The 16,538-nt window shown below is 63.9% G+C and carries 19 protein-coding genes; 12 read left to right on the forward strand and 7 right to left on the reverse strand.

Going from position 1 to position 16,538, the window contains the following annotated elements:
- The first annotated feature begins 9 nt into the window (after nucleotides 1-9).
- Together NG697_RS13530 and NG697_RS13535 are read left to right on the forward strand one after the other, a co-directional pair.
- Nucleotides 10-705, forward strand: a complete 696-nt coding sequence (locus NG697_RS13530; protein ID WP_252610923.1) for a GAF and ANTAR domain-containing protein — start codon at nucleotides 10-12, stop codon at nucleotides 703-705.
- A gap of 9 nt (nucleotides 706-714) precedes the next feature.
- The gene (locus tag NG697_RS13535) at nucleotides 715-1,425 is read left to right on the forward strand and encodes a GAF and ANTAR domain-containing protein (protein ID WP_252601747.1); all 711 of its coding nucleotides are present in this window, start codon (nucleotides 715-717) and stop codon (nucleotides 1,423-1,425) included.
- 9 nt (nucleotides 1,426-1,434) lie between these two features.
- Here the strand turns inward: NG697_RS13535 and NG697_RS13540 are convergent, their stop codons facing one another.
- On the reverse strand, nucleotides 1,435-1,716 hold the full coding sequence (locus tag NG697_RS13540) for a hypothetical protein (protein WP_252601745.1): 282 nt from the start codon (nucleotides 1,714-1,716) through the stop codon (nucleotides 1,435-1,437).
- Nucleotides 1,717-1,843: 127 nt separating this feature from the next.
- Here NG697_RS13540 and NG697_RS13545 point away from each other — a divergent pair, with 127 nt between their 5' ends.
- On the forward strand, nucleotides 1,844-2,476 hold the full coding sequence (locus NG697_RS13545; RefSeq protein WP_252601742.1) for a TetR/AcrR family transcriptional regulator: 633 nt from the start codon (nucleotides 1,844-1,846) through the stop codon (nucleotides 2,474-2,476).
- A 119-nt stretch (nucleotides 2,477-2,595) separates the two neighbouring features.
- On the opposite strand, the gene NG697_RS13550 is transcribed toward NG697_RS13545, so the two are convergent.
- Nucleotides 2,596-3,498 carry a serine hydrolase gene (locus NG697_RS13550; protein ID WP_252614475.1) on the reverse strand — a complete coding sequence of 301 codons (903 nt, stop codon included), beginning with the start codon at nucleotides 3,496-3,498 and terminating at the stop codon, nucleotides 2,596-2,598.
- A gap of 231 nt (nucleotides 3,499-3,729) precedes the next feature.
- On the opposite strand from NG697_RS13550, the gene NG697_RS13555 reads away from it, so the two are divergent.
- Nucleotides 3,730-5,193: a DHA2 family efflux MFS transporter permease subunit gene (locus tag NG697_RS13555; protein WP_252614476.1), complete on the forward strand. Its 1,464-nt coding sequence runs from the start codon at nucleotides 3,730-3,732 to the stop codon at nucleotides 5,191-5,193.
- Between the two features lie 89 nt (nucleotides 5,194-5,282).
- On the opposite strand, the gene NG697_RS13560 is transcribed toward NG697_RS13555, so the two are convergent.
- Genes NG697_RS13560 through NG697_RS13570 form a run of 3 tightly spaced genes read right to left on the reverse strand, consistent with a single transcriptional unit; the run spans nucleotide 5,283 to nucleotide 7,934 of the window.
- Nucleotides 5,283-6,113: an alpha/beta fold hydrolase gene (locus NG697_RS13560; RefSeq protein WP_252610929.1), complete on the reverse strand. Its 831-nt coding sequence runs from the start codon at nucleotides 6,111-6,113 to the stop codon at nucleotides 5,283-5,285.
- Between the two features lie 34 nt (nucleotides 6,114-6,147).
- Nucleotides 6,148-7,011, reverse strand: a complete 864-nt coding sequence (locus tag NG697_RS13565) for an alpha/beta fold hydrolase (RefSeq protein ID WP_256471135.1) — start codon at nucleotides 7,009-7,011, stop codon at nucleotides 6,148-6,150.
- Between the two features lie 38 nt (nucleotides 7,012-7,049).
- Nucleotides 7,050-7,934, reverse strand: a complete 885-nt coding sequence (locus NG697_RS13570; RefSeq protein WP_252614477.1) for an alpha/beta fold hydrolase — start codon at nucleotides 7,932-7,934, stop codon at nucleotides 7,050-7,052.
- 67 nt (nucleotides 7,935-8,001) lie between these two features.
- On the opposite strand from NG697_RS13570, the gene lysS reads away from it, so the two are divergent.
- The 5 genes from lysS (at nucleotide 8,002) to NG697_RS13595 (ending at nucleotide 11,215) form a co-directional block, all read left to right on the forward strand.
- On the forward strand, nucleotides 8,002-9,534 hold the full coding sequence (gene lysS / locus NG697_RS13575) for a lysine--tRNA ligase (protein WP_252614478.1): 1,533 nt from the start codon (nucleotides 8,002-8,004) through the stop codon (nucleotides 9,532-9,534).
- Nucleotides 9,535-9,536: 2 nt separating this feature from the next.
- Nucleotides 9,537-9,716: a hypothetical protein gene (locus NG697_RS13580; RefSeq protein ID WP_252601721.1), complete on the forward strand. Its 180-nt coding sequence runs from the start codon at nucleotides 9,537-9,539 to the stop codon at nucleotides 9,714-9,716.
- 145 nt (nucleotides 9,717-9,861) lie between these two features.
- Entirely contained in the window at nucleotides 9,862-10,191 is a 330-nt protein-coding gene (locus NG697_RS13585) for a histone-like nucleoid-structuring protein Lsr2 (RefSeq protein WP_104060154.1), read from the forward strand.
- A 257-nt stretch (nucleotides 10,192-10,448) separates the two neighbouring features.
- A complete protein-coding gene (locus NG697_RS13590) occupies nucleotides 10,449-10,913 on the forward strand; it encodes a hypothetical protein (protein WP_252614479.1) in 465 nt (154 codons plus the stop codon).
- Nucleotides 10,914-10,918: 5 nt separating this feature from the next.
- Nucleotides 10,919-11,215, forward strand: a complete 297-nt coding sequence (locus NG697_RS13595) for a PxKF domain-containing protein (RefSeq protein ID WP_252614480.1) — start codon at nucleotides 10,919-10,921, stop codon at nucleotides 11,213-11,215.
- 15 nt (nucleotides 11,216-11,230) lie between these two features.
- On the opposite strand, the gene NG697_RS13600 is transcribed toward NG697_RS13595, so the two are convergent.
- Nucleotides 11,231-11,662: an anthrone oxygenase family protein gene (locus NG697_RS13600; protein ID WP_252614481.1), complete on the reverse strand. Its 432-nt coding sequence runs from the start codon at nucleotides 11,660-11,662 to the stop codon at nucleotides 11,231-11,233.
- A 155-nt stretch (nucleotides 11,663-11,817) separates the two neighbouring features.
- On the opposite strand from NG697_RS13600, the gene NG697_RS13605 reads away from it, so the two are divergent.
- Nucleotides 11,818-14,310 carry an ATP-dependent Clp protease ATP-binding subunit gene (locus NG697_RS13605; RefSeq protein WP_252601716.1) on the forward strand — a complete coding sequence of 831 codons (2,493 nt, stop codon included), beginning with the start codon at nucleotides 11,818-11,820 and terminating at the stop codon, nucleotides 14,308-14,310.
- Nucleotides 14,311-14,428: 118 nt separating this feature from the next.
- On the opposite strand, the gene NG697_RS13610 is transcribed toward NG697_RS13605, so the two are convergent.
- Nucleotides 14,429-15,244: a helix-turn-helix transcriptional regulator gene (locus NG697_RS13610; RefSeq protein ID WP_252601714.1), complete on the reverse strand. Its 816-nt coding sequence runs from the start codon at nucleotides 15,242-15,244 to the stop codon at nucleotides 14,429-14,431.
- 73 nt (nucleotides 15,245-15,317) lie between these two features.
- On the opposite strand from NG697_RS13610, the gene NG697_RS13615 reads away from it, so the two are divergent.
- Both NG697_RS13615 and NG697_RS13620 read left to right on the forward strand, forming a co-directional pair.
- Nucleotides 15,318-15,830: a VOC family protein gene (locus tag NG697_RS13615; RefSeq protein ID WP_252601712.1), complete on the forward strand. Its 513-nt coding sequence runs from the start codon at nucleotides 15,318-15,320 to the stop codon at nucleotides 15,828-15,830.
- Between the two features lie 45 nt (nucleotides 15,831-15,875).
- Nucleotides 15,876-16,394, forward strand: a complete 519-nt coding sequence (locus tag NG697_RS13620; protein WP_256471136.1) for an amino-acid N-acetyltransferase — start codon at nucleotides 15,876-15,878, stop codon at nucleotides 16,392-16,394.
- The last annotated feature ends 144 nt before the right edge of the window (nucleotides 16,395-16,538 follow it).

Genomic DNA, 16,538 nt, shown 5'->3' on the forward strand with positions numbered 1-16,538 from the left:
AGGCTCACCATGGACATTGCACCCGATATGGTTGCCGGTGACCAGAACGTGTGTGCTCCATATCTGGAGAAGCTGCCCATAACGGGTGCCGCGGTGTCCCTCTTCGGCGGCTCTGCCGCGGAGACCCTGGTCTCCGCCAGCGACGAACTCGCCGCCCGCCTGGACGAACTGCAGTTCAACCTCGGCGAAGGCCCGCGGTGGCGGGCCCACAAGACCCGCTTGCCCGTGCTGATCCCCGACGCACAGTCCACAGCCGACGACGAATGGCCCATGTTCCGGCAGGCGATCGCCGGGACGGACGCAGCCGCGCTGTTCGTTTTTCCACTCACAGTAGGCGCGATGGACCTCGGTGTTGTTGAGCTGTATCACGCCGTTCGTGGAAACCTGAACCGGTCGGACCAGTCGATGGCGGCCGTACTTGCCGGGCAGACTTCCTGGTACCTCCTGCGCAAGATCCTGAGCCTCAGCTCAACGGATACGGATCCAGCCCTGGAGCCGGCGCTTATGTCGCGCCGCGAGATCCACCAGGCCACCGGGATGGTACTGGCGCAGTCTGGTGCTACGGCAGCGGAATCCTTGCTTTTGTTGCGTGCCTACGCTTTTGCCAATGACCTCACGTTGGGGGAGACGGCCGCCGCTGTGCTCGAAAGAAGGCTCAGCTTCGACACCGACAAGGGTGGGGCCAGCGGATCTGCCCTGCAGTAAAATAGGGCCATGGTAACCAGTACCCGCGCCGAGCGCGCCAGTGCGGCGTTCGTCAAGCTCACTGACACGCTGGTGGCCGACTACGACGTCGTGGATCTTCTGCATATCCTGGTGGAGGAATCCGTGGGTCTCCTTGACGTCGCAGCCGCGGGTCTGTTGCTTGCCGATCCCAGCGGAGAACTGCAGGTTGTCGCATCCACCAGCGAGCAGAGCCAACTCGTCGAGGTGCTCCAGCTTCAAGCCGGAGCCGGTCCCTGCGTTGAGTGCTACGTGACAGGGTCGGCAGTCTCAGTGGACGACATTGCCGGGCTTACCAAGTGGCTGGGTTTTCGCCAAGCCGCGCTGTCGCAGGGCTTCCGCTCCGTGCATGCTGTGCCCATGCGCGTTCACGGCAGGATTATCGGGGCCATGGGTCTGTTCGGGGCCCGGGAGGGTTTCCTGACTGCAGAGGATGCCGCGATCGGCCAGGCCCTTGCCGACGTCGCCACTATCAGCCTTATGCAGGAACGCACCATCAGGGAAGCGGTACTGGTCAACGAGCAGCTGCAGCTGGCATTGAACACCCGGGTGCTGATTGAGCAGGCCAAGGGCGTCATTGCCCATACCGCCGGGGTGGACATGGACGCGGCATTCAACCTGCTGCGGAACCATGCCCGCGCCAACAGCCAGAGCCTGCACATGACCGCCGGGCGCATTGTGGACCGCAGCCTCACGTTGTAAGGCAGGCTGTTACTGCGTTGATTCACCCTGCGGGTCGCGGTTGAGCATCAGCTGTTCAAGGAGTGCACGTTCGGGCTTGCCCGGGTTCTGGGCGACGCAGCGGCGCAACCTGGCCCGGGCCAGCTCCTCGCCGGGAGCCGTTCCACGGAGCACTTCATCAATGATTTCCTGCGCCTGCCACCGCAAGGATTCCCGCGCGAAGTGCCGGACCTCGGCGGACGCATCGGTGCTTTCTATCCAGGGGTCAGTGTCGCCACACGGGATAAAATCGAACGTTCGCTCTGCTGACATCGGGGCCTCCTTGCGCCAGGCCGACGGGCTTTAGAGGGTCCCGCCGGCGTCATCGCACTGCGTCTGGGAAAAACACTACAGCGAGTAAGACCGGTCTGTCTGCGCCTTGGAGTAAACTATTCGTACGATGATTTCCGATGCAGACCACACTGCAGAACCCGCGCTGTCTCCTGCGGAGTTAGCCGCCGAGGCGCCATTTCTTCCTGCCGATTCCCGGGGCCGGATCCTTGCAGTAGCCTACGAACTGTTTTCCCGCCGCGGTGTGCGGGACGTGGGGGTTAACGAACTGATCGAACGTTCCGGCGTGGCAAAGGCAACTTTTTACCGGCACTTCCCGTCCAAGGATGCACTGGTCTTGGCGTTCCTGGAGCAGCGGGACCAGGTATGGACAGTTGATGCCATCGTTGGCCAGGCCAAACTGCGCGGCACTACCCCCACTGAACAGCTCCTTGCCATCTTCGACGTCTTCGGCGACTGGTTCCTGCGCGACGACTTCGAGGCCTGCTCCTTCATCAACATCCTGCTGGAAATGGGCCCGGCCCATCCGCTGGGCCAGGCCAGCATTGACTACCTGGCCAGGATCAGGGGCCATGTGCAGGCCCTCGCGGAGCAGGCCGGGCTGGACCGCCCCGAGGATTTCGCCCGGTCGTGGCACATCCTGATGAAGGGGTCCATCGTCTCAGCCACCGAAGGGGACACCCAAGCGGCCAAGCGGGCCCAGCAGATGGCCAGCTGGCTGATTGAGCACCACCGCAGCTGACCACCCGGTCTCACAGTCACTTAAGCCCCGGCGCGAGCGGACACTTAAGCCACCTGCCCACGAATGCTCCGTTCCCTCAATGCCGAGCGCCGGATTGCACGGAGTCAACAGCACCTTGCCTATCCCGCCGGAAAGAGCGTCCCGACGACTGCCCGCGTCAGATCGTGGATCATTTCGGTCCGTTCGGCCTCGTCGGTGCTATCGGCGCCTTCGGTGAAGATCACCAGCGCATACGTTGTCCCGCCATGTTCCAAAAGGGCTGCGTCATGGAGGTTTCCTCCAAGCTGGCCGTATTTGTGATAGACGGTAATGCCGGGCCCCGAGGCGGCGGGGATTAGTTCCTCGTTGTTGGTTTCCTGCATGTACCCCAGCAACTGTGCGGTATTGATGGGGTTAAGCAGCCGTCCGGCGTACAGCTTCGTCAGGACCTGGGCCACTTCCCCGGGAGTCAGCCGGTTGTCTTCGGGATCGTAGGCTATGCCAATCGAGGCGGCATACTGGATCAGCCGCTGGTAGCCGAGCCTGTCCATCAACAGAAGCCAGGAATCATTGTTGCTGCTGTTGATCATGGACTTGAGCTGGAACGCGGCAGTGAAGTTCCCCAGCGTCTCATCGAGGCGCACTTCACCGGCCTCTACAAGCTTGAGATAGGCCGCTGCGGTGATGAGCTTGGCAGTGCTGGCCGCAGGATAGGCCGCCGTGTCGCCAAAAGTGCGGACCGGTCCGCCCGCTGTATCCGCGACGGCCACGCCAACGCGGAAGCCGGAGACCCTGCTGATAATCCTCGCGATGCTCCCGTCCTCGGCGCCTGCACCAACCGCGGCCATGGCGCCAACCGGCCCGGTCCCGGCGAAGGGGGCATTCACGGTTCCGGTGACGCCCTCAGAGCGGACCACGGCCGAAGTGACGGCAGCCAGCAAAACCATCAAAGCGGCAGCCACCGAAAGAACCAGGGACAACGGGCTTCGGCCAGCGCCGTGGTAGTGGCGGCCTGCCGGATATGCGGAGGAGTACGCGTCCAACTGGGGCTCCTGCCTGACCGCTTGCGCGGTCGAACATCACTAGAGGCCCCAGCCCCGACTCATAACTAAGTGCGCTGATTAAACCACACCGGCCAGCCAAAACGACCGCTCAGAAAAAGCCCGTGCCGAAGAAAATCCTGTTCGCCGGAATTACTCCGGCCGGTAGAGTGTTTGAACCTGCAGCGACGATGCTCGCGAGCCACTTCATTCTTACTCCCTGGGGGAACACCCATGTCTACAGAAGTCTCTTCGAACGCCTCCGGGCGGCCCGGGCCGGTTGCGGCGCCGAAGCCCGCGCCGGAGAAGATGTCCCGCGAATCGGTGACCATCATCGCCACCTTGCTCGTGGCGACCTTTGTGGTGATCCTGAACGAGACCATCATGAATGTTGCCCTGCAGCGGCTGATGGTTGACCTTGGCGTGGACGCGCCCACCGTCCAGTGGCTCTCCACCGGCTTTATGCTCACCATGGCCGTGGTCATCCCCACTACCGGGTTCATCCTCCAAAGCCTGTCCACGCGGGCCGTCTTTATGCTGGCCATGGGACTTTTCGCCGGCGGCACCGCCCTGGCCGCAGTGGCTCCAGGTTTTGAGATCCTGCTCCTGGCCCGCATCGTCCAGGCCGGCGGCACGGCCATCATGCTTCCGTTGCTGATGACCACCATCCTTACCCTCGTCCCGCTGGCCAAGCGCGGCGCTGTGATGGGCAACGTCAGTATCGCCATCTCCGTGGCACCGGCCATGGGGCCGACAGTCTCCGGGCTGATCCTGGAGCACTTCACCTGGCGCTTTATGTTCGTCTTTGTCCTGCCGGTCGCCTTGGCCGCGCTGGCCATCGGCGCCAAGTACCTGACGAACGTGGGCGAAACCGAGAAGACCAAGCTCGACTTCCTCTCCGTACTTCTGACGGTTCCTGCTTTCGGTGGCCTGGTGTACGGTCTCAGCCAGATCGGCGGCGGCCAAAGCGGTCCGAGCGCCGTGGCCATCGCCGCGCTGGTCATCGGAGTCGCCAGCCTGACGGTCTTTGTGCTCCGCCAGCTCCGGCTGCAGAAGGCCGAAGCCCCGCTGCTGGACCTCCGCGCCTTCAACTTCAGGATGTTCACGGTCTCCGTGCTGCTGATGGTGGTGGCCATGATGGCGCTCTTCGGCGGCGTGATCCTGCTGCCGCTCTACCTGCAGGAAATCCGCGGCCTGGGTTCGCTGGAGACCGGGCTCGCGCTGCTTCCGGGCGGGCTGGCGATGGGCCTGCTGGGCCCGTTCATCGGCCGGCTGTTCGACAAAGTGGGCCCGCTGCCGCTCACCGTCACCGGTTCCATACTCATGGTGCTGGCGCTGTGGCAATTTACAACGCTCGACGCCGGCACTCCGGTCTGGTGGATCGTCACCCTCCACGTGGGGCTGAGTTTCGGCCTGGCGCTGCTGTTCACCCCGGCATTTACCACCGGCCTGAACCCGCTGCCGCCGCATCTCTACTCGCACGGCTCGGCGATCATGAGCACCGCCCAGCAGGTAGCCGGCGCCGCCGGCACGGCGCTGCTGGTATCCATTTTCGCCGTCGTCTCGGCCGCGTCCGGCCTCGTTGCCGGCATGAGCGCAGCGTTCCTGACGGCAACCGTCATAGCCCTCGCCGCCGTCGTACTTTCCGCGATGATGCGCAAAACAGAAGGCGCCGCCCCGGGCAACGGCGTCCACTAGCGGACACCGCCAATCCAACGCGGGGTCACATTGCGCCCTTCCGGACCGCCGGATGGGGCGATAAGTGACCCGCGTTGGAGTGATGGAGGCTAGCCGGCGAAGAAGTCGCTCAGCTCGGTGATGAGCTTGTCCGGGGCGCGGAGGACGCCGTCGTGGCCGGCCCCCTGCAGGATGGTGTAGCTGGAGCCGGTCAGGATGTCATGGATCTGGCCGCAGGCGACACCGAAGTACGCGGGGCTCTTCTCGCCCACAATAATCAGCGTTTCCAGGGGCAGTTCCAGGAAGGGCTCGGCTGGCATGTCCGCGGCGATGATCGCTTTGATTTCCCGGACGCCGGTGCGCATCAGTTCACGCTGCTGCTTGCCTACGTGGGTGCCGGCGGTGAGCTTGTTGGCGATGGTGAGCATGGACAGCGGCATCCGTGAGAAGGCGCCGGTCTCCAGGCCCTTGGTGAGCACGGCCAGGGCGCGGTCGTCGTCCCCGGCAGCCGTGGCGCGTTCGTATTCAGTGGTCCAGTCGGCCTTCACACTGTGGTTCACGGACACAGCCGGGTCATACACGGCCAGCCGCTCCACCGGAAGGGTCCGGGCCGCGTGCAGGGCCACCGCGCCGCCGAAGCTGTGGCCAAAGACGTCGGTGCTGGACGTGTGTTTCATAACGGCGTCCAGGTCCCGGATGTCCGCGTCCAGCGTGTAGTCCTCGGCCTGCGGCGACGACGAACCCCGGCCCCTGCGGTTGAAGGTGTGGACCGGGCGGCCCAAGGCTGCGCTGAGCTTCTGGGCGAACTTTGTGTAGTCGGCGGCGGTCACCATGGAGGCCGGGACCACAACCACGCCGGAGCCGGCGGACGCCAGTTCAGCACCCGTGGAGTAGAGCTCCAGCGTGCCGCCGTCGGGGGTCTTGATGTTCTCGCTCGTCATGATCCGAGCCTAGCCGAGCAACCTGCGGAAAGCCTTAGCCCCTGAAGTATTCCGCGATGTCAGTGACAAGTTCCTTCACCGCGGCGGGAATGGAGCCGTGGAAGCCCTTGGGTGAGAGCTCGAACGTGCTCCCCGGGACGGCAGCATGAAGGCGCTGGGCCGTGACCTTGTAGTAGCTCGGGCTCTTGCCGCCCACCATAAAGTGCGTGTTGGCGGGCAGGACGGCGAAGTTCCTGGCATGCTCGGCTTCGTCATACGCGGCGCGCAGTTCGCCCACGCCGGTGGGCATCAGCTCCCGGAGCATCTTGTTCACCTTGGTGCGGGACACCACGGCCATCAGCCCAGCAAGGACCGGCTCGGGGATCTTTGAAAGCGCGGTGCCCGGCTGCATGCCTTTTTTCATCCGGGCCATGGCATGCCCCACCTTGCCGGCGTTCACCGCAGCCTCGAAATCGTCCAGCCAGGACATGTCGACGCTGCCGTCGATGTTGACGGCCGCGTCGTAGACCGCCAGCTTGTCCGGTTCGTGCGGGGTGCCCGCGAACTCCTGGACGGCGTTCAGGGCAACCGATCCGCCGAGGCTGTGGCCCAGGATGTTGCGGGCGCCCGTGGCATCCATGACCGTGCGGACATCGGCGATCTCCGTGGCCATGGAGTAGTCGGCCGGCTGCTCGGTGGAGTTGCCCCTGCCGCGCCGGTCATAGACATCCACGGCCCACCCGTCGCCCAGCCCGTCGGCCAATGCCATCGAGAACGGCCGGTAGATCAGGGCGGTGAGGAATGCACCGCCGATGACCACTACCCGGCGCTCTCCCGGCGCATCCTCGGTTCCGTAGCTGTACAAAGCCAGCCTGCCGCCGTCGTGCGTGGGGACTTCCTGTTCTTTCACGCTCCTCATCCTAGGCGCGCGGCAAAGCTCCCCATCGGCGAAGCGACCTACCGGCGCCTCCCCAGCTTCCGGGCCTGGCCGTCGCTGCCGCTGATGAACCGGGCAATCCGTACGGCGAGCCCCTTGCCGGGACGGATGGGCCCCTCGTGCAGCTGGCCGGGGACCACCTGGAAGGTGATGGACGGCACGGCGGCCGCCAGTTGCCGCCCCGTCTCGGCAAAATACGCCGGACTCCAGCCGCCGCTGAGCATCAGGACGGGGGTGGTGAGGGCGGTGAAATGGTCCAGTTCGGCTTCGGCGTCGAGTACGGCACGCATTTCGGTGACGGCCGTGGGCAGCAGCTGGCGCATCTCCGCGCCCAGGTTGGTCCTGGCCGAGAGGATGCTCAGCATTCGCAGCGCGCCGAGCGGGAGGTAGGACAGCGGGCCCGCCGTGGCCAGGCCCTGGACCAGGTGCGCCCAGGCGTGGTTGAGCTGGCCCGCAGTGACGGCATCCTCAAGCTCCGGCCGCCAGCGGTGGCTCAGGTTTCCGGACAGCGACACCGCGGCGTCATAGGTCACCAGCCGGCCCACGGGCAGGGTCCGGGCCGCCTGCAGCGCCACGAAGCCGCCGTAGCTGTGGGCCACCACATCCGTCGCGCCGGTCTGGCGCATGACCGCGGCAAGGTCACTGACTTCGGTCTTCACGGAATAGTCCTCCGGCTGCGGGGCTGACCCCGCCCTGCCGCGCCGGTTGTAGCAGTGCACCGGCCGGCACAGCAGGACGCTGAGCTTCCGGGCAAAGGGCCGGTAGAGGGCGTCGGTGACCAAAGTGCCGTGGATGAGTACGACGCCGGGAGGTCCCGCCGTCGCCGGGTCCAGCCCCGCGGGGGTGCGGAAGGAGTGCACGTCGAGGCGCCCGCCGTCCTCCGCTTCAACTTTCCACGTCTCCACAGCCCGAGTCTATGCCTGGGCGTCCGCCGGGAGCCGGCGGCGCGAACTCCCGGTAAACTTGGGGATTGTGACTTCCCAAAACACCCCCACCCCAAAAAATGCCCCAGAGCCGCTCGACGCCAGCGAGCAGATGCGCATCCGCATGGACAAGCGTGCAAAGCTGATCGAGCGGGGCACCGAGGCATATCCGGTGGGTGTGGAACGCACGCATTCCCTCACGGAGATCCGCGAAAAGTACGCGCACCTTGAGGCTGACGACACCACGGGCGACGTTGTAGGCGTCACGGGCCGCGTGGTTTTTGTGCGCAATACCGGCAAGCTCTGCTTCGCCACGCTCCAGGAAGGCGGCGTTGACGGCAAGGGCACCCGGCTGCAGGCGATGCTCAGCCTGGCCAACGTGGGCGAGGAAGCGCTCGCTGACTGGAAGGCGCTGGTGGACCTCGGCGACCACGTGTTCATCAAGGGCGAAGTGATTTCCTCCCGCCGCGGCGAGCTGTCCGTGATGGCCGAGTCCTGGTCCATGGCCTCCAAAGCACTCCGTCCGTTGCCGGTGTTGCACGCGGAACTGAACGAGGAAACCCGCGTCCGCCAGCGCTACGTTGACCTGATGGTGCGCGACGAAGCCCGGGAAATGGTTTACACCCGCGCCGCGATTACCCGTTCCATCCGCGAGAGCCTGCACCGCCACAGCTATGTCGAGGTGGAAACCCCCATCCTGCAGCTGGTCCACGGCGGCGCCCTGGCCCGCCCGTTCGAGACGCACATGAACGCGTTCGACCAGAAGATGACCCTTCGCATTGCCACCGAGCTTTACCTCAAGCGTGCTGTCGTGGGCGGGATCGACCGCGTCTACGACATGGGCCGCGTCTTCCGCAACGAGGGTGTGGACTCCACCCACAGCCCCGAATTCACCACCCTTGAGTGCTACGAAGCATGGGCGGACCAGTTCGTCATGGCCGAGCGCATCAAGGAGATCATCCTCGACGCCGCTGACGCCGCGGGTGTGGGCCGAACCCTCCAGACGGAAGCCGGGGAAATCAACCTCGACGGCGACTGGGCCTGGGTTTCGGTCTACCCGGGACTGTCCGACGCCGTTGGCCAGGAAGTCACACCTGATACGTCGCTTGAGGTGCTGCGCGAAATCGCCCAAAAGCACGAGGTCAAGGTGGACCCGAAGTGGGACGCCGAGAAACTGGCCGTGGAACTGTTCGGCGAAATTGTGGAGCCCACACTGCTGAACCCCACGTTTGTGTACGACTACCCGCCGTCTGCCCAGCCGCTGGCCCGCCCGCACCGGGAGGACGGCCGGCTGATCGAAGCTTGGGACCTCATCATCGGCGGCATGGAACGCGGCACGGCCTTCTCCGAGCTGATCGACCCCGTCATCCAGCGTGAGCGGCTGACCGAACAGTCGCGGCACGCTGCTGCGGGCGATGTCGAGGCCATGCAGCTGGACGAGGACTTCCTGCGGGCCCTCGAATACGGCGCGCCGCCCATGGGCGGCATCGGTCTGGGTATTGACCGGCTGGTTATGTTGTTCACCGGCGCCGGTATCCGCGAAACCATCCTTTTCCCGCTTCTGAAGCCCGAAGGCCACTAATCATGGAATATGTAGCCGTACTGCTGCCGTCGCTCGTGGTTGGCCTGCTTTTCTGGTTCGCCATGAAATCCATCTTCAATGCCGATAAGTCCGAGCGGCAGGCGGAAAAGCGTGCCCAAGCCGAGGCGGACGCGCGTTCCACCGCGCCATTGAAGGAACAGAACCCGGAAACGGACAAATAGCTCGGAAGAGCTTTCTGCGGACTCCTGTGGATATCCACAGGAACGATCCGACGCTTTGACGCGTTGCCATAAAGAGGTTCATACTTTTAATAGGAACATCCTCATTTTCTGACAACCGAACCTTTCCAAGAGGAAGACATATTTAATGGCACAGAAAGTAAACATCATCCTCGTCGATGATCTGGATGGGGGATCTGCGGACGAGAACGTCCGTTTTGGCCTCGATGGGGTCAGCTACGAAATCGATCTGTCCTCGGCCAACGCGGCCGAGCTCCGTTCTGCCCTGGAGCGCTTTGTTGCTGCCGGGCGCAAGACCTCGGCCGGCAGAGCCACCCGCACCAAAGCGGTGGTAGGTCCCCGTACCAACGACTCCGCGCAGATCCGTCAATGGGCGCGGGATAACGGCTACACGGTTAACAGCCGCGGCCGAATTCAGGCTGAAATCCAGGAAGCCTACCAAAAGGCAAATTCCTGACCTACGCCTCTCCGACGGCGTATTAGGCCCTGTCTTCACCTTCGGGTGGGGGCAGGGTTTTTTGATGCCAATTTTGAATGCGCAAAGACGGGCTTGGGTATGCGCAAAATCCTTGCTGACTAACGGCCTCCGGTCGTACCGTTGGGCTAATCGTCGCGCAATTTCCTTGGGATGAGCCGGCGATTCGGTTTGAGCCTTCGGTCTGGGACGCCCGCTCGAATTCGCCCACTCGAATGTATACGCGGCGGGAGCCTGGAATGTCTGGAATTAGCGGGTCTCGGCGATTTACGGCAGTCCTGGCGACGCTGATTCTCCTGCTGGCTGTGCCTCTCGGCGCTCCGGCATTCGCGGATGATGAAGTGCGCTTAAGCGTCGTCCTGGATTCGACGGAACTCCTGGCCAGCATCAATGCGAGTCCGGGCCCCGCAATTGCCACCGACGTCACCTTTGAGGTCTTCAACGCCATTGATGGCGGCCTTGTGCTTGCGATCCCGCAAACGGCAAGTTCGGGCGTGGCAAGCACGTCGTTCGATCTGACGAATGGAACATACAAGATCAGGACCACCGCCGCAGGATTCCTTGAAAGCTGGTACACAGCATCTTCAGGCCGCGATGACGGCGCTTTCGCGGAATTGCTTGGCTACCAGGACAGTTCGCCGTGGGCCAGCCGCGTTGGCCGTTCCGCGGGTTCCTGCAGCCGGTGGATAACGGCGGCACCCTGAACGCCATGAAGGCAGGCGCTGCCGCGCCCATCAAGTTGGGGGTCGGCGGGAACCGGGGGCTGGATATCCTGGCGGCGGGAGCACCGTCGTCGTCCGCTATAGCGTGCCCCGGCGGCACCGCGCCGGACGAAGTGGAGCAGACTGTCGCCGCGGGAGGCAGTTCGCTGAGCTACGCGGCCGGCTCCGATACCTACACCTACGTGTGGAAAACCCAGAAAGACTGGGCAGGGACGTGCCGGCAATTCACACTGGGACTGAACGACGGGACAACACACACGGCGCTGTTCGACTTCCGGAAGTAGCGCGCTGTTGCAATCTCACGGCTGACCCAACGCTGCCCAGGCAACGCTGAGCGCGACCAGTGCGGCCAGCGACAGCCAGGTGCGGTGGATGTTCCACCGGGTCCACCGGCGTTCGAACGATTTATTCAAGGGGATGTTCGCGGCGAAGGTGATGACCAGCGTGGCCGTGTAGCAGGCCAGGGAAACAGAGAGGGGGAGTGCGCTGGCAAGCCCGTCGGCCCACGAAAAGGCTGCCGAGCCCGCCAATGCGAGGAAGGCGCCGACAAAGCTCAGCGCGAACACCGGATTCTGGATGGCGGTATTGATCCCGGACATGGCACTGACAAATGTCGCATCATCGGTGGCGCGCAGCCCCGGCATCACCGAGCAGGCGTAGGAGTAGTAGAGCCCGCCAATCCCGGCGAGGGCTACGGTCGCGGCGGTCATGAGCAGGGTGATGACTTCCATGACGTTTCTCCTTGCTTGAGGTTCTTGCATTGATCCAAGCGGTGCAGGGTGACGGGAGGTTGAACACGTCATGTTTCCCCTGTGGCGAACACGCTCCCCAAGTGGGGGTCCGCCACGTAGCATCAAAGTACGTCGTAGCTAGGAGTGTGGCGAAAATGTTTGAGCGATTTACGGACCGTGCCCGTCGCGTAGTTGTGCTTGCCCAAGAAGAGGCACGCATGCTGAACCACAATTACATTGGTACCGAACACATCCTCTTGGGTCTGATCCATGAAGGTGAAGGCGTTGCCGCCAAAGCTCTTGAGTCCTTGAGCATTTCGCTCGACGGCGTGCGCGAACAGGTACAGGAGATCATCGGCCAGGGCCAGCAGGCCCCATCCGGCCACATCCCCTTCACCCCGCGCGCCAAGAAGGTGCTGGAACTCTCGCTGCGGGAAGCCCTGCAGCTGGGCCATAACTACATCGGCACGGAGCACATCCTGCTGGGCCTCATCCGCGAGGGTGAGGGTGTGGCCGCCCAGGTGCTGGTCAAGCTCGGCGCAGACCTTAACCGCGTCCGCCAGCAGGTCATTCAGCTCCTCTCCGGCTACCAGGGCAAGGAGACTACCGGCGCCGGCGTCGGTCCCGGCCAGCCCGAGGGCACTCCCGCCGGTTCCGTGGTCCTGGACCAGTTCGGCCGCAACCTCACGCAGGCTGCGCGCGAGAACAAGCTGGACCCGGTGATCGGACGCGAGTCCGAGATGGAACGCGTTATGCAGGTCCTGTCGCGCCGCACCAAGAACAACCCTGTCCTGATCGGTGAGCCCGGCGTCGGCAAGACCGCCGTCGTCGAAGGCCTCGCCCAGGCGATTGTCCGCGGCGACGTCCCGGAAACCATCAAGGACAAGCAGCTGTACACCCTGGACCTCGGTTCACTCGTGGCCGGCTCCCGGTACCGCGGTGACTTCGAAGAGCGCCTGAAGAAGGTCCTGAAGGAAATCCGCACCCGCGGCGACATCATCCTCTTCATCGACGAGATCCACACGCTTGTGGGTGCCGGTGCGGCCGAGGGTGCGATCGATGCTGCGTCCATCCTGAAGCCCATGCTGGCCCGCGGTGAACTGCAGACCATCGGTGCCACCACCTTGGATGAGTACCGCAAGCACATCGAGAAGGATGCCGCGCTTGAGCGCCGCTTCCAGCCGATCCAGGTCAAGGAGCCCTCCGTCGCGCACGCGATCGAGATCCTCAAGGGCCTGCGTGACCGCTACGAGGCGCACCACCGCGTCACCATCACCGACGGCGCCCTCGCGTCGGCCGCGAACCTCTCCGAGCGCTACATCTCGGACCGCTTCCTGCCGGACAAGGCCATCGACCTGATCGATGAGGCCGGTGCCCGGTTGCGCATCCGCCGGATGACCGCTCCGCCGGAGCTGAAGGCCATGGATGAGCGGATCGCCAAGCTGAAGATGGAGAAGGAATCCGCCATCGACGCGCAGGACTTCGAAGGCGCCGCTTCGCTCCGGGACAAGGAGCAGAAGCTCATTACCGAGCGCTCCGAGAAGGAACGCCACTGGAAGTCCGGCGGTATGGATGACATTTCCGAGGTGGATGAGGATCTCATCGCCGAGGTATTGGCCAACTCCACCGGCATCCCGGTCTTCAAGCTGACCGAGGAAGAGTCCACGCGCCTGCTGAAGATGGAAGACGAACTGCACAAGCGTGTGGTGGGCCAGAACGAGGCCATCAGGTCCCTGTCCCAGGCAATCCGCCGTACCCGTGCAGGCCTGAAGGACCCCAAGCGTCCGGGCGGCTCGTTCATCTTCGCCGGCCCCACCGGCGTCGGCAAGACCGAGCTCGCCAAGGCCCTGGCCGAATTCCTGTTCGGTGACGAGGACGCCCTCATCACGCTGGACATGTCCGAGTACTCGGAGAAGCACACCGTTTCACGGCTCTTCGGTGCCCCTCCGGGCTATGTCGGCTACGAAGAGGGTGGCCAGCTCACCGAGAAGGTCCGCCGTCGTCCGTTCTCCGTGGTCCTGTTCGACGAAGTGGAGAAGGCGCACGCTGACCTCTTCAACTCACTCCTGCAGATCCTGGAAGACGGCCGCCTGACCGACTCCCAGGGCCGCGTGGTGGACTTCAAGAACACCGTGATCATCATGACCACAAACCTGGGCACCCGGGACATCTCCAAGAGCGTGGCCACCGGCTTCCAGTCCGGCACAGACACGCAGACCGGCTACAACCGGATGCGCGCCCGTGTGACGGAAGAGCTCAAGCAGCACTTCCGTCCGGAGTTCCTGAACCGTGTGGATGACGTTGTGGTGTTCCCGCAGCTCACCCAGGACGAGATCATCGAGATCGTGGACATGTTCGTTGGCCGCCTGGAGAAGCGCCTCAAGGACAAGGACATGGGCATCGAGCTCACCACCGCGGCCAAGGTGCTCCTGGCGACCCGCGGCTACGATCCCGCCATGGGTGCCCGGCCGCTGCGCCGCACCATCCAGCGCGAGATCGAGGACCAGCTCTCCGAGAAGATCCTGTTCGGCGAGCTCCACGCCGGCGACATCGTTGTAGTGGACGTGGACGGCGAAGGCGACGACGCCAAGTTCACGTTCGCCGGCAACGCCAAGCCGCGCATCCCGGAGATCGCCCCCAGCGTCTAAGGCAAGACAGCCAAGGCCCCGCCCGCGCCCCAGAGGAGCAGGCGGGGCCTTTGCGTTGTCCGGGTCCTCGTCCATGCCATGACCCCGACGCGGTCTGCGCAAGACACCGGGCCCTCAGCTATCCACCGCCGTCATGATTCTCGGCCTGGTCCTGGAGGACTGATCGTCGATACGTGCTTGGCGTGAATCCTAGGAACTTTTGAAAGTCGTTCGTCAGATGGGCATGGTCGGTGTAGCCGAGTTCGGCAGCTATCGCCGCGAGGTCTGTCGCCGGGTCGGTCCGTGACCGGTCAGCGGCCTCTTGCAGGCGGCGCCTTCGGATAAGCGCGGACGGGCTCAGGCCGATGTACTTCCGCGCTGCCCGTTGCAGGGTTCTCGGCGAAACAAATAGACGCGCGGCAACGTCTTCAATGCGGGTCACGTCGGCGCATGTTCCGATCATGTCCATCATCGCGTTGGCAAGGATGCCTTCCTCGGACACCTCTGGACTCTGCGCTACTAGCCAGCCGGTGAAAGCCTCCACCGCGCGTTGTCGACGTTCCCCTGGATCGGTTCCCCTCATCGCCTCCGACACCGAGGCATGCAGATCCGCGAGCGGTAGTGGCAGCTGGGAATCCCGCAGGCTCCCCGGGTCATCCGTGAAACGTGGAACCAGCGCGGGACGCAGGAGGGCCCCAACCGCCCAGCCCCGGCCCGTGAGATCGCGATGCGATCGACGGGTTGTTGGGCCTGCGAACTCAACGAGATCCTTTTGGACCACAAGATTGGACGTCGGGAACGCGATCACGTGCTGGCGGGACGTGTGCCCTGGCTCAATGTCCCACTCGGGGATCCAAAACCACTGCACCAGGTTCGTGACGGACTCAGACGCCGGCACACGGTGAAATGTGGGGAGCCGGGCCGGGTAGAGGATTCCCTTGTACGAACCCACCATGGGGGGACACTCCTTATCCAGGCTGTCGCAATTCTCCAAGCCGCTGAGCCGGCCTGTGCGTACCGTGAGATCTATGACTGATACTACAAGCCCCGAACTGACCAACGCCGCCGATGGCAAGCACACGAAATCCGGCATCCCGCACGGCTTCACGAGCCTCACGCCGTTCCTTGCGATCCCTTCTGCCAAGGAGGCGATCACCTTCTACCAGGACGTCTTCGGCGCGCGCACAGTAAATGTCACCGAGATCGGCGGAATCGTCGTCCACGCCGAACTTGACTTCGGTCAGGGGCGACTCCAGATTGGAGAGCCCAACCCGGACTACCACCTCGTTCCGGCGCCGAACGGCGACGATGATTGCTACTCGATCGGCTTCTACTGCGCCGACGCGGACGCTCTTATTGCGCGGGCCGAGCGGATGGGGGCTACCGTTCGGGATCCGCTGTCCACATTTGTCTCGGGAGACAGATTCGCCAGCATCCGGGACCCCTACGGTGTGCGCTGGTCCGTCATGACTCGCGTGGAGGACCTCTCCGAAGAGGAAAGCACCCAGCGCGTCGCCGACTGGGCCGCCAAACAAGGCTGACTGCGTCCTCCGGGAGCGCCGAGGACGCCGGGCTGCCATCGTAGGATGGACCCTGTGACTGACTCCTTCCATATCCGTTCTGCACGTACCAGTGACGTGGCCGCCATCAAGCGCCTTGTGGCGCCGTTGGCTGAGCAGCGGATTCTCATGGCGAAAGAGACCGTTGCCTATTACGAAAGCCTCCAGGAGTTCCGGATCGCAGAAGCCGACGACGGCGAAGTCATCGGCTGCGGCGCCCTGCACGTTATGTGGGAGGATCTCGCCGAAGTCCGCACGCTGGCCGCATCGGACGCGTGGCGCGGCAAGGGTGTAGGTCACGTGCTGGTGGAAAGCCTGCTGGCCGAGGCCCGTGAACTGGGCGTGGCCCGAGTCTTCTGCCTCACGTTCGAGGTGGATTTTTTCAAACGCCATGGCTTCGAGGTCATGGCCGACCAGACGGCCGTGGACCCGGTGGTCTACTCCGAGCTGCTGCGTTCCCATGACGAAGGCGTTGCCGAGTTCCTGGACCTGGCGCGGGTCAAGCCCAACACCCTGGGCAACACCCGCATGATCAAGACCCTCTAGACACCCCCAATCACCCTGCCGCCGACGATAGCGGCAAGAAGTCACCCTGTGACATAAATAGCTTTATGTCGAATTGATGGATAAACTGACAGGGTTGCAGTGTGGGGCCTGCCGTAAGGGACAGCCATTGGGGGGCTGTCCCTT

Source organism: Pseudarthrobacter raffinosi, assembly GCF_023913835.1.
Classification (GTDB): Bacteria; Actinomycetota; Actinomycetes; order Actinomycetales; family Micrococcaceae; genus Arthrobacter; species Arthrobacter raffinosi.

Bases quoted from the DNA above. Each gene is read 5' to 3' on its own strand.
- NG697_RS13545 (WP_252601742.1), top strand. From the start codon at position 1,844: ATGATTTCCGATGCAGACCACACTGCAGAACCCGCGCTGTCTCCTGCG.
- NG697_RS13530 (WP_252610923.1), top strand. From the start codon at position 10: ATGGACATTGCACCCGATATGGTTGCCGGTGACCAGAACGTGTGTGCT.
- NG697_RS13580 (WP_252601721.1), top strand. From the start codon at position 9,537: ATGGAATATGTAGCCGTACTGCTGCCGTCGCTCGTGGTTGGCCTGCTT.
- NG697_RS13565 (WP_256471135.1), bottom strand. From the start codon at position 7,011: ATGAGGAGCGTGAAAGAACAGGAAGTCCCCACGCACGACGGCGGCAGG.
- NG697_RS13605 (WP_252601716.1), top strand. From the start codon at position 11,818: ATGTTTGAGCGATTTACGGACCGTGCCCGTCGCGTAGTTGTGCTTGCC.
- NG697_RS13590 (WP_252614479.1), top strand. From the start codon at position 10,449: ATGTCTGGAATTAGCGGGTCTCGGCGATTTACGGCAGTCCTGGCGACG.
- NG697_RS13560 (WP_252610929.1), bottom strand. From the start codon at position 6,113: ATGACGAGCGAGAACATCAAGACCCCCGACGGCGGCACGCTGGAGCTC.
- NG697_RS13540 (WP_252601745.1), bottom strand. From the start codon at position 1,716: ATGTCAGCAGAGCGAACGTTCGATTTTATCCCGTGTGGCGACACTGAC.
- NG697_RS13620 (WP_256471136.1), top strand. From the start codon at position 15,876: ATGGACCCTGTGACTGACTCCTTCCATATCCGTTCTGCACGTACCAGT.
- NG697_RS13585 (WP_104060154.1), top strand. From the start codon at position 9,862: ATGGCACAGAAAGTAAACATCATCCTCGTCGATGATCTGGATGGGGGA.
- NG697_RS13615 (WP_252601712.1), top strand. From the start codon at position 15,318: ATGACTGATACTACAAGCCCCGAACTGACCAACGCCGCCGATGGCAAG.
- NG697_RS13610 (WP_252601714.1), bottom strand. From the start codon at position 15,244: ATGGTGGGTTCGTACAAGGGAATCCTCTACCCGGCCCGGCTCCCCACA.
- NG697_RS13555 (WP_252614476.1), top strand. From the start codon at position 3,730: ATGTCTACAGAAGTCTCTTCGAACGCCTCCGGGCGGCCCGGGCCGGTT.
- NG697_RS13535 (WP_252601747.1), top strand. From the start codon at position 715: ATGGTAACCAGTACCCGCGCCGAGCGCGCCAGTGCGGCGTTCGTCAAG.
- NG697_RS13595 (WP_252614480.1), top strand. From the start codon at position 10,919: ATGAAGGCAGGCGCTGCCGCGCCCATCAAGTTGGGGGTCGGCGGGAAC.
- NG697_RS13600 (WP_252614481.1), bottom strand. From the start codon at position 11,662: ATGGAAGTCATCACCCTGCTCATGACCGCCGCGACCGTAGCCCTCGCC.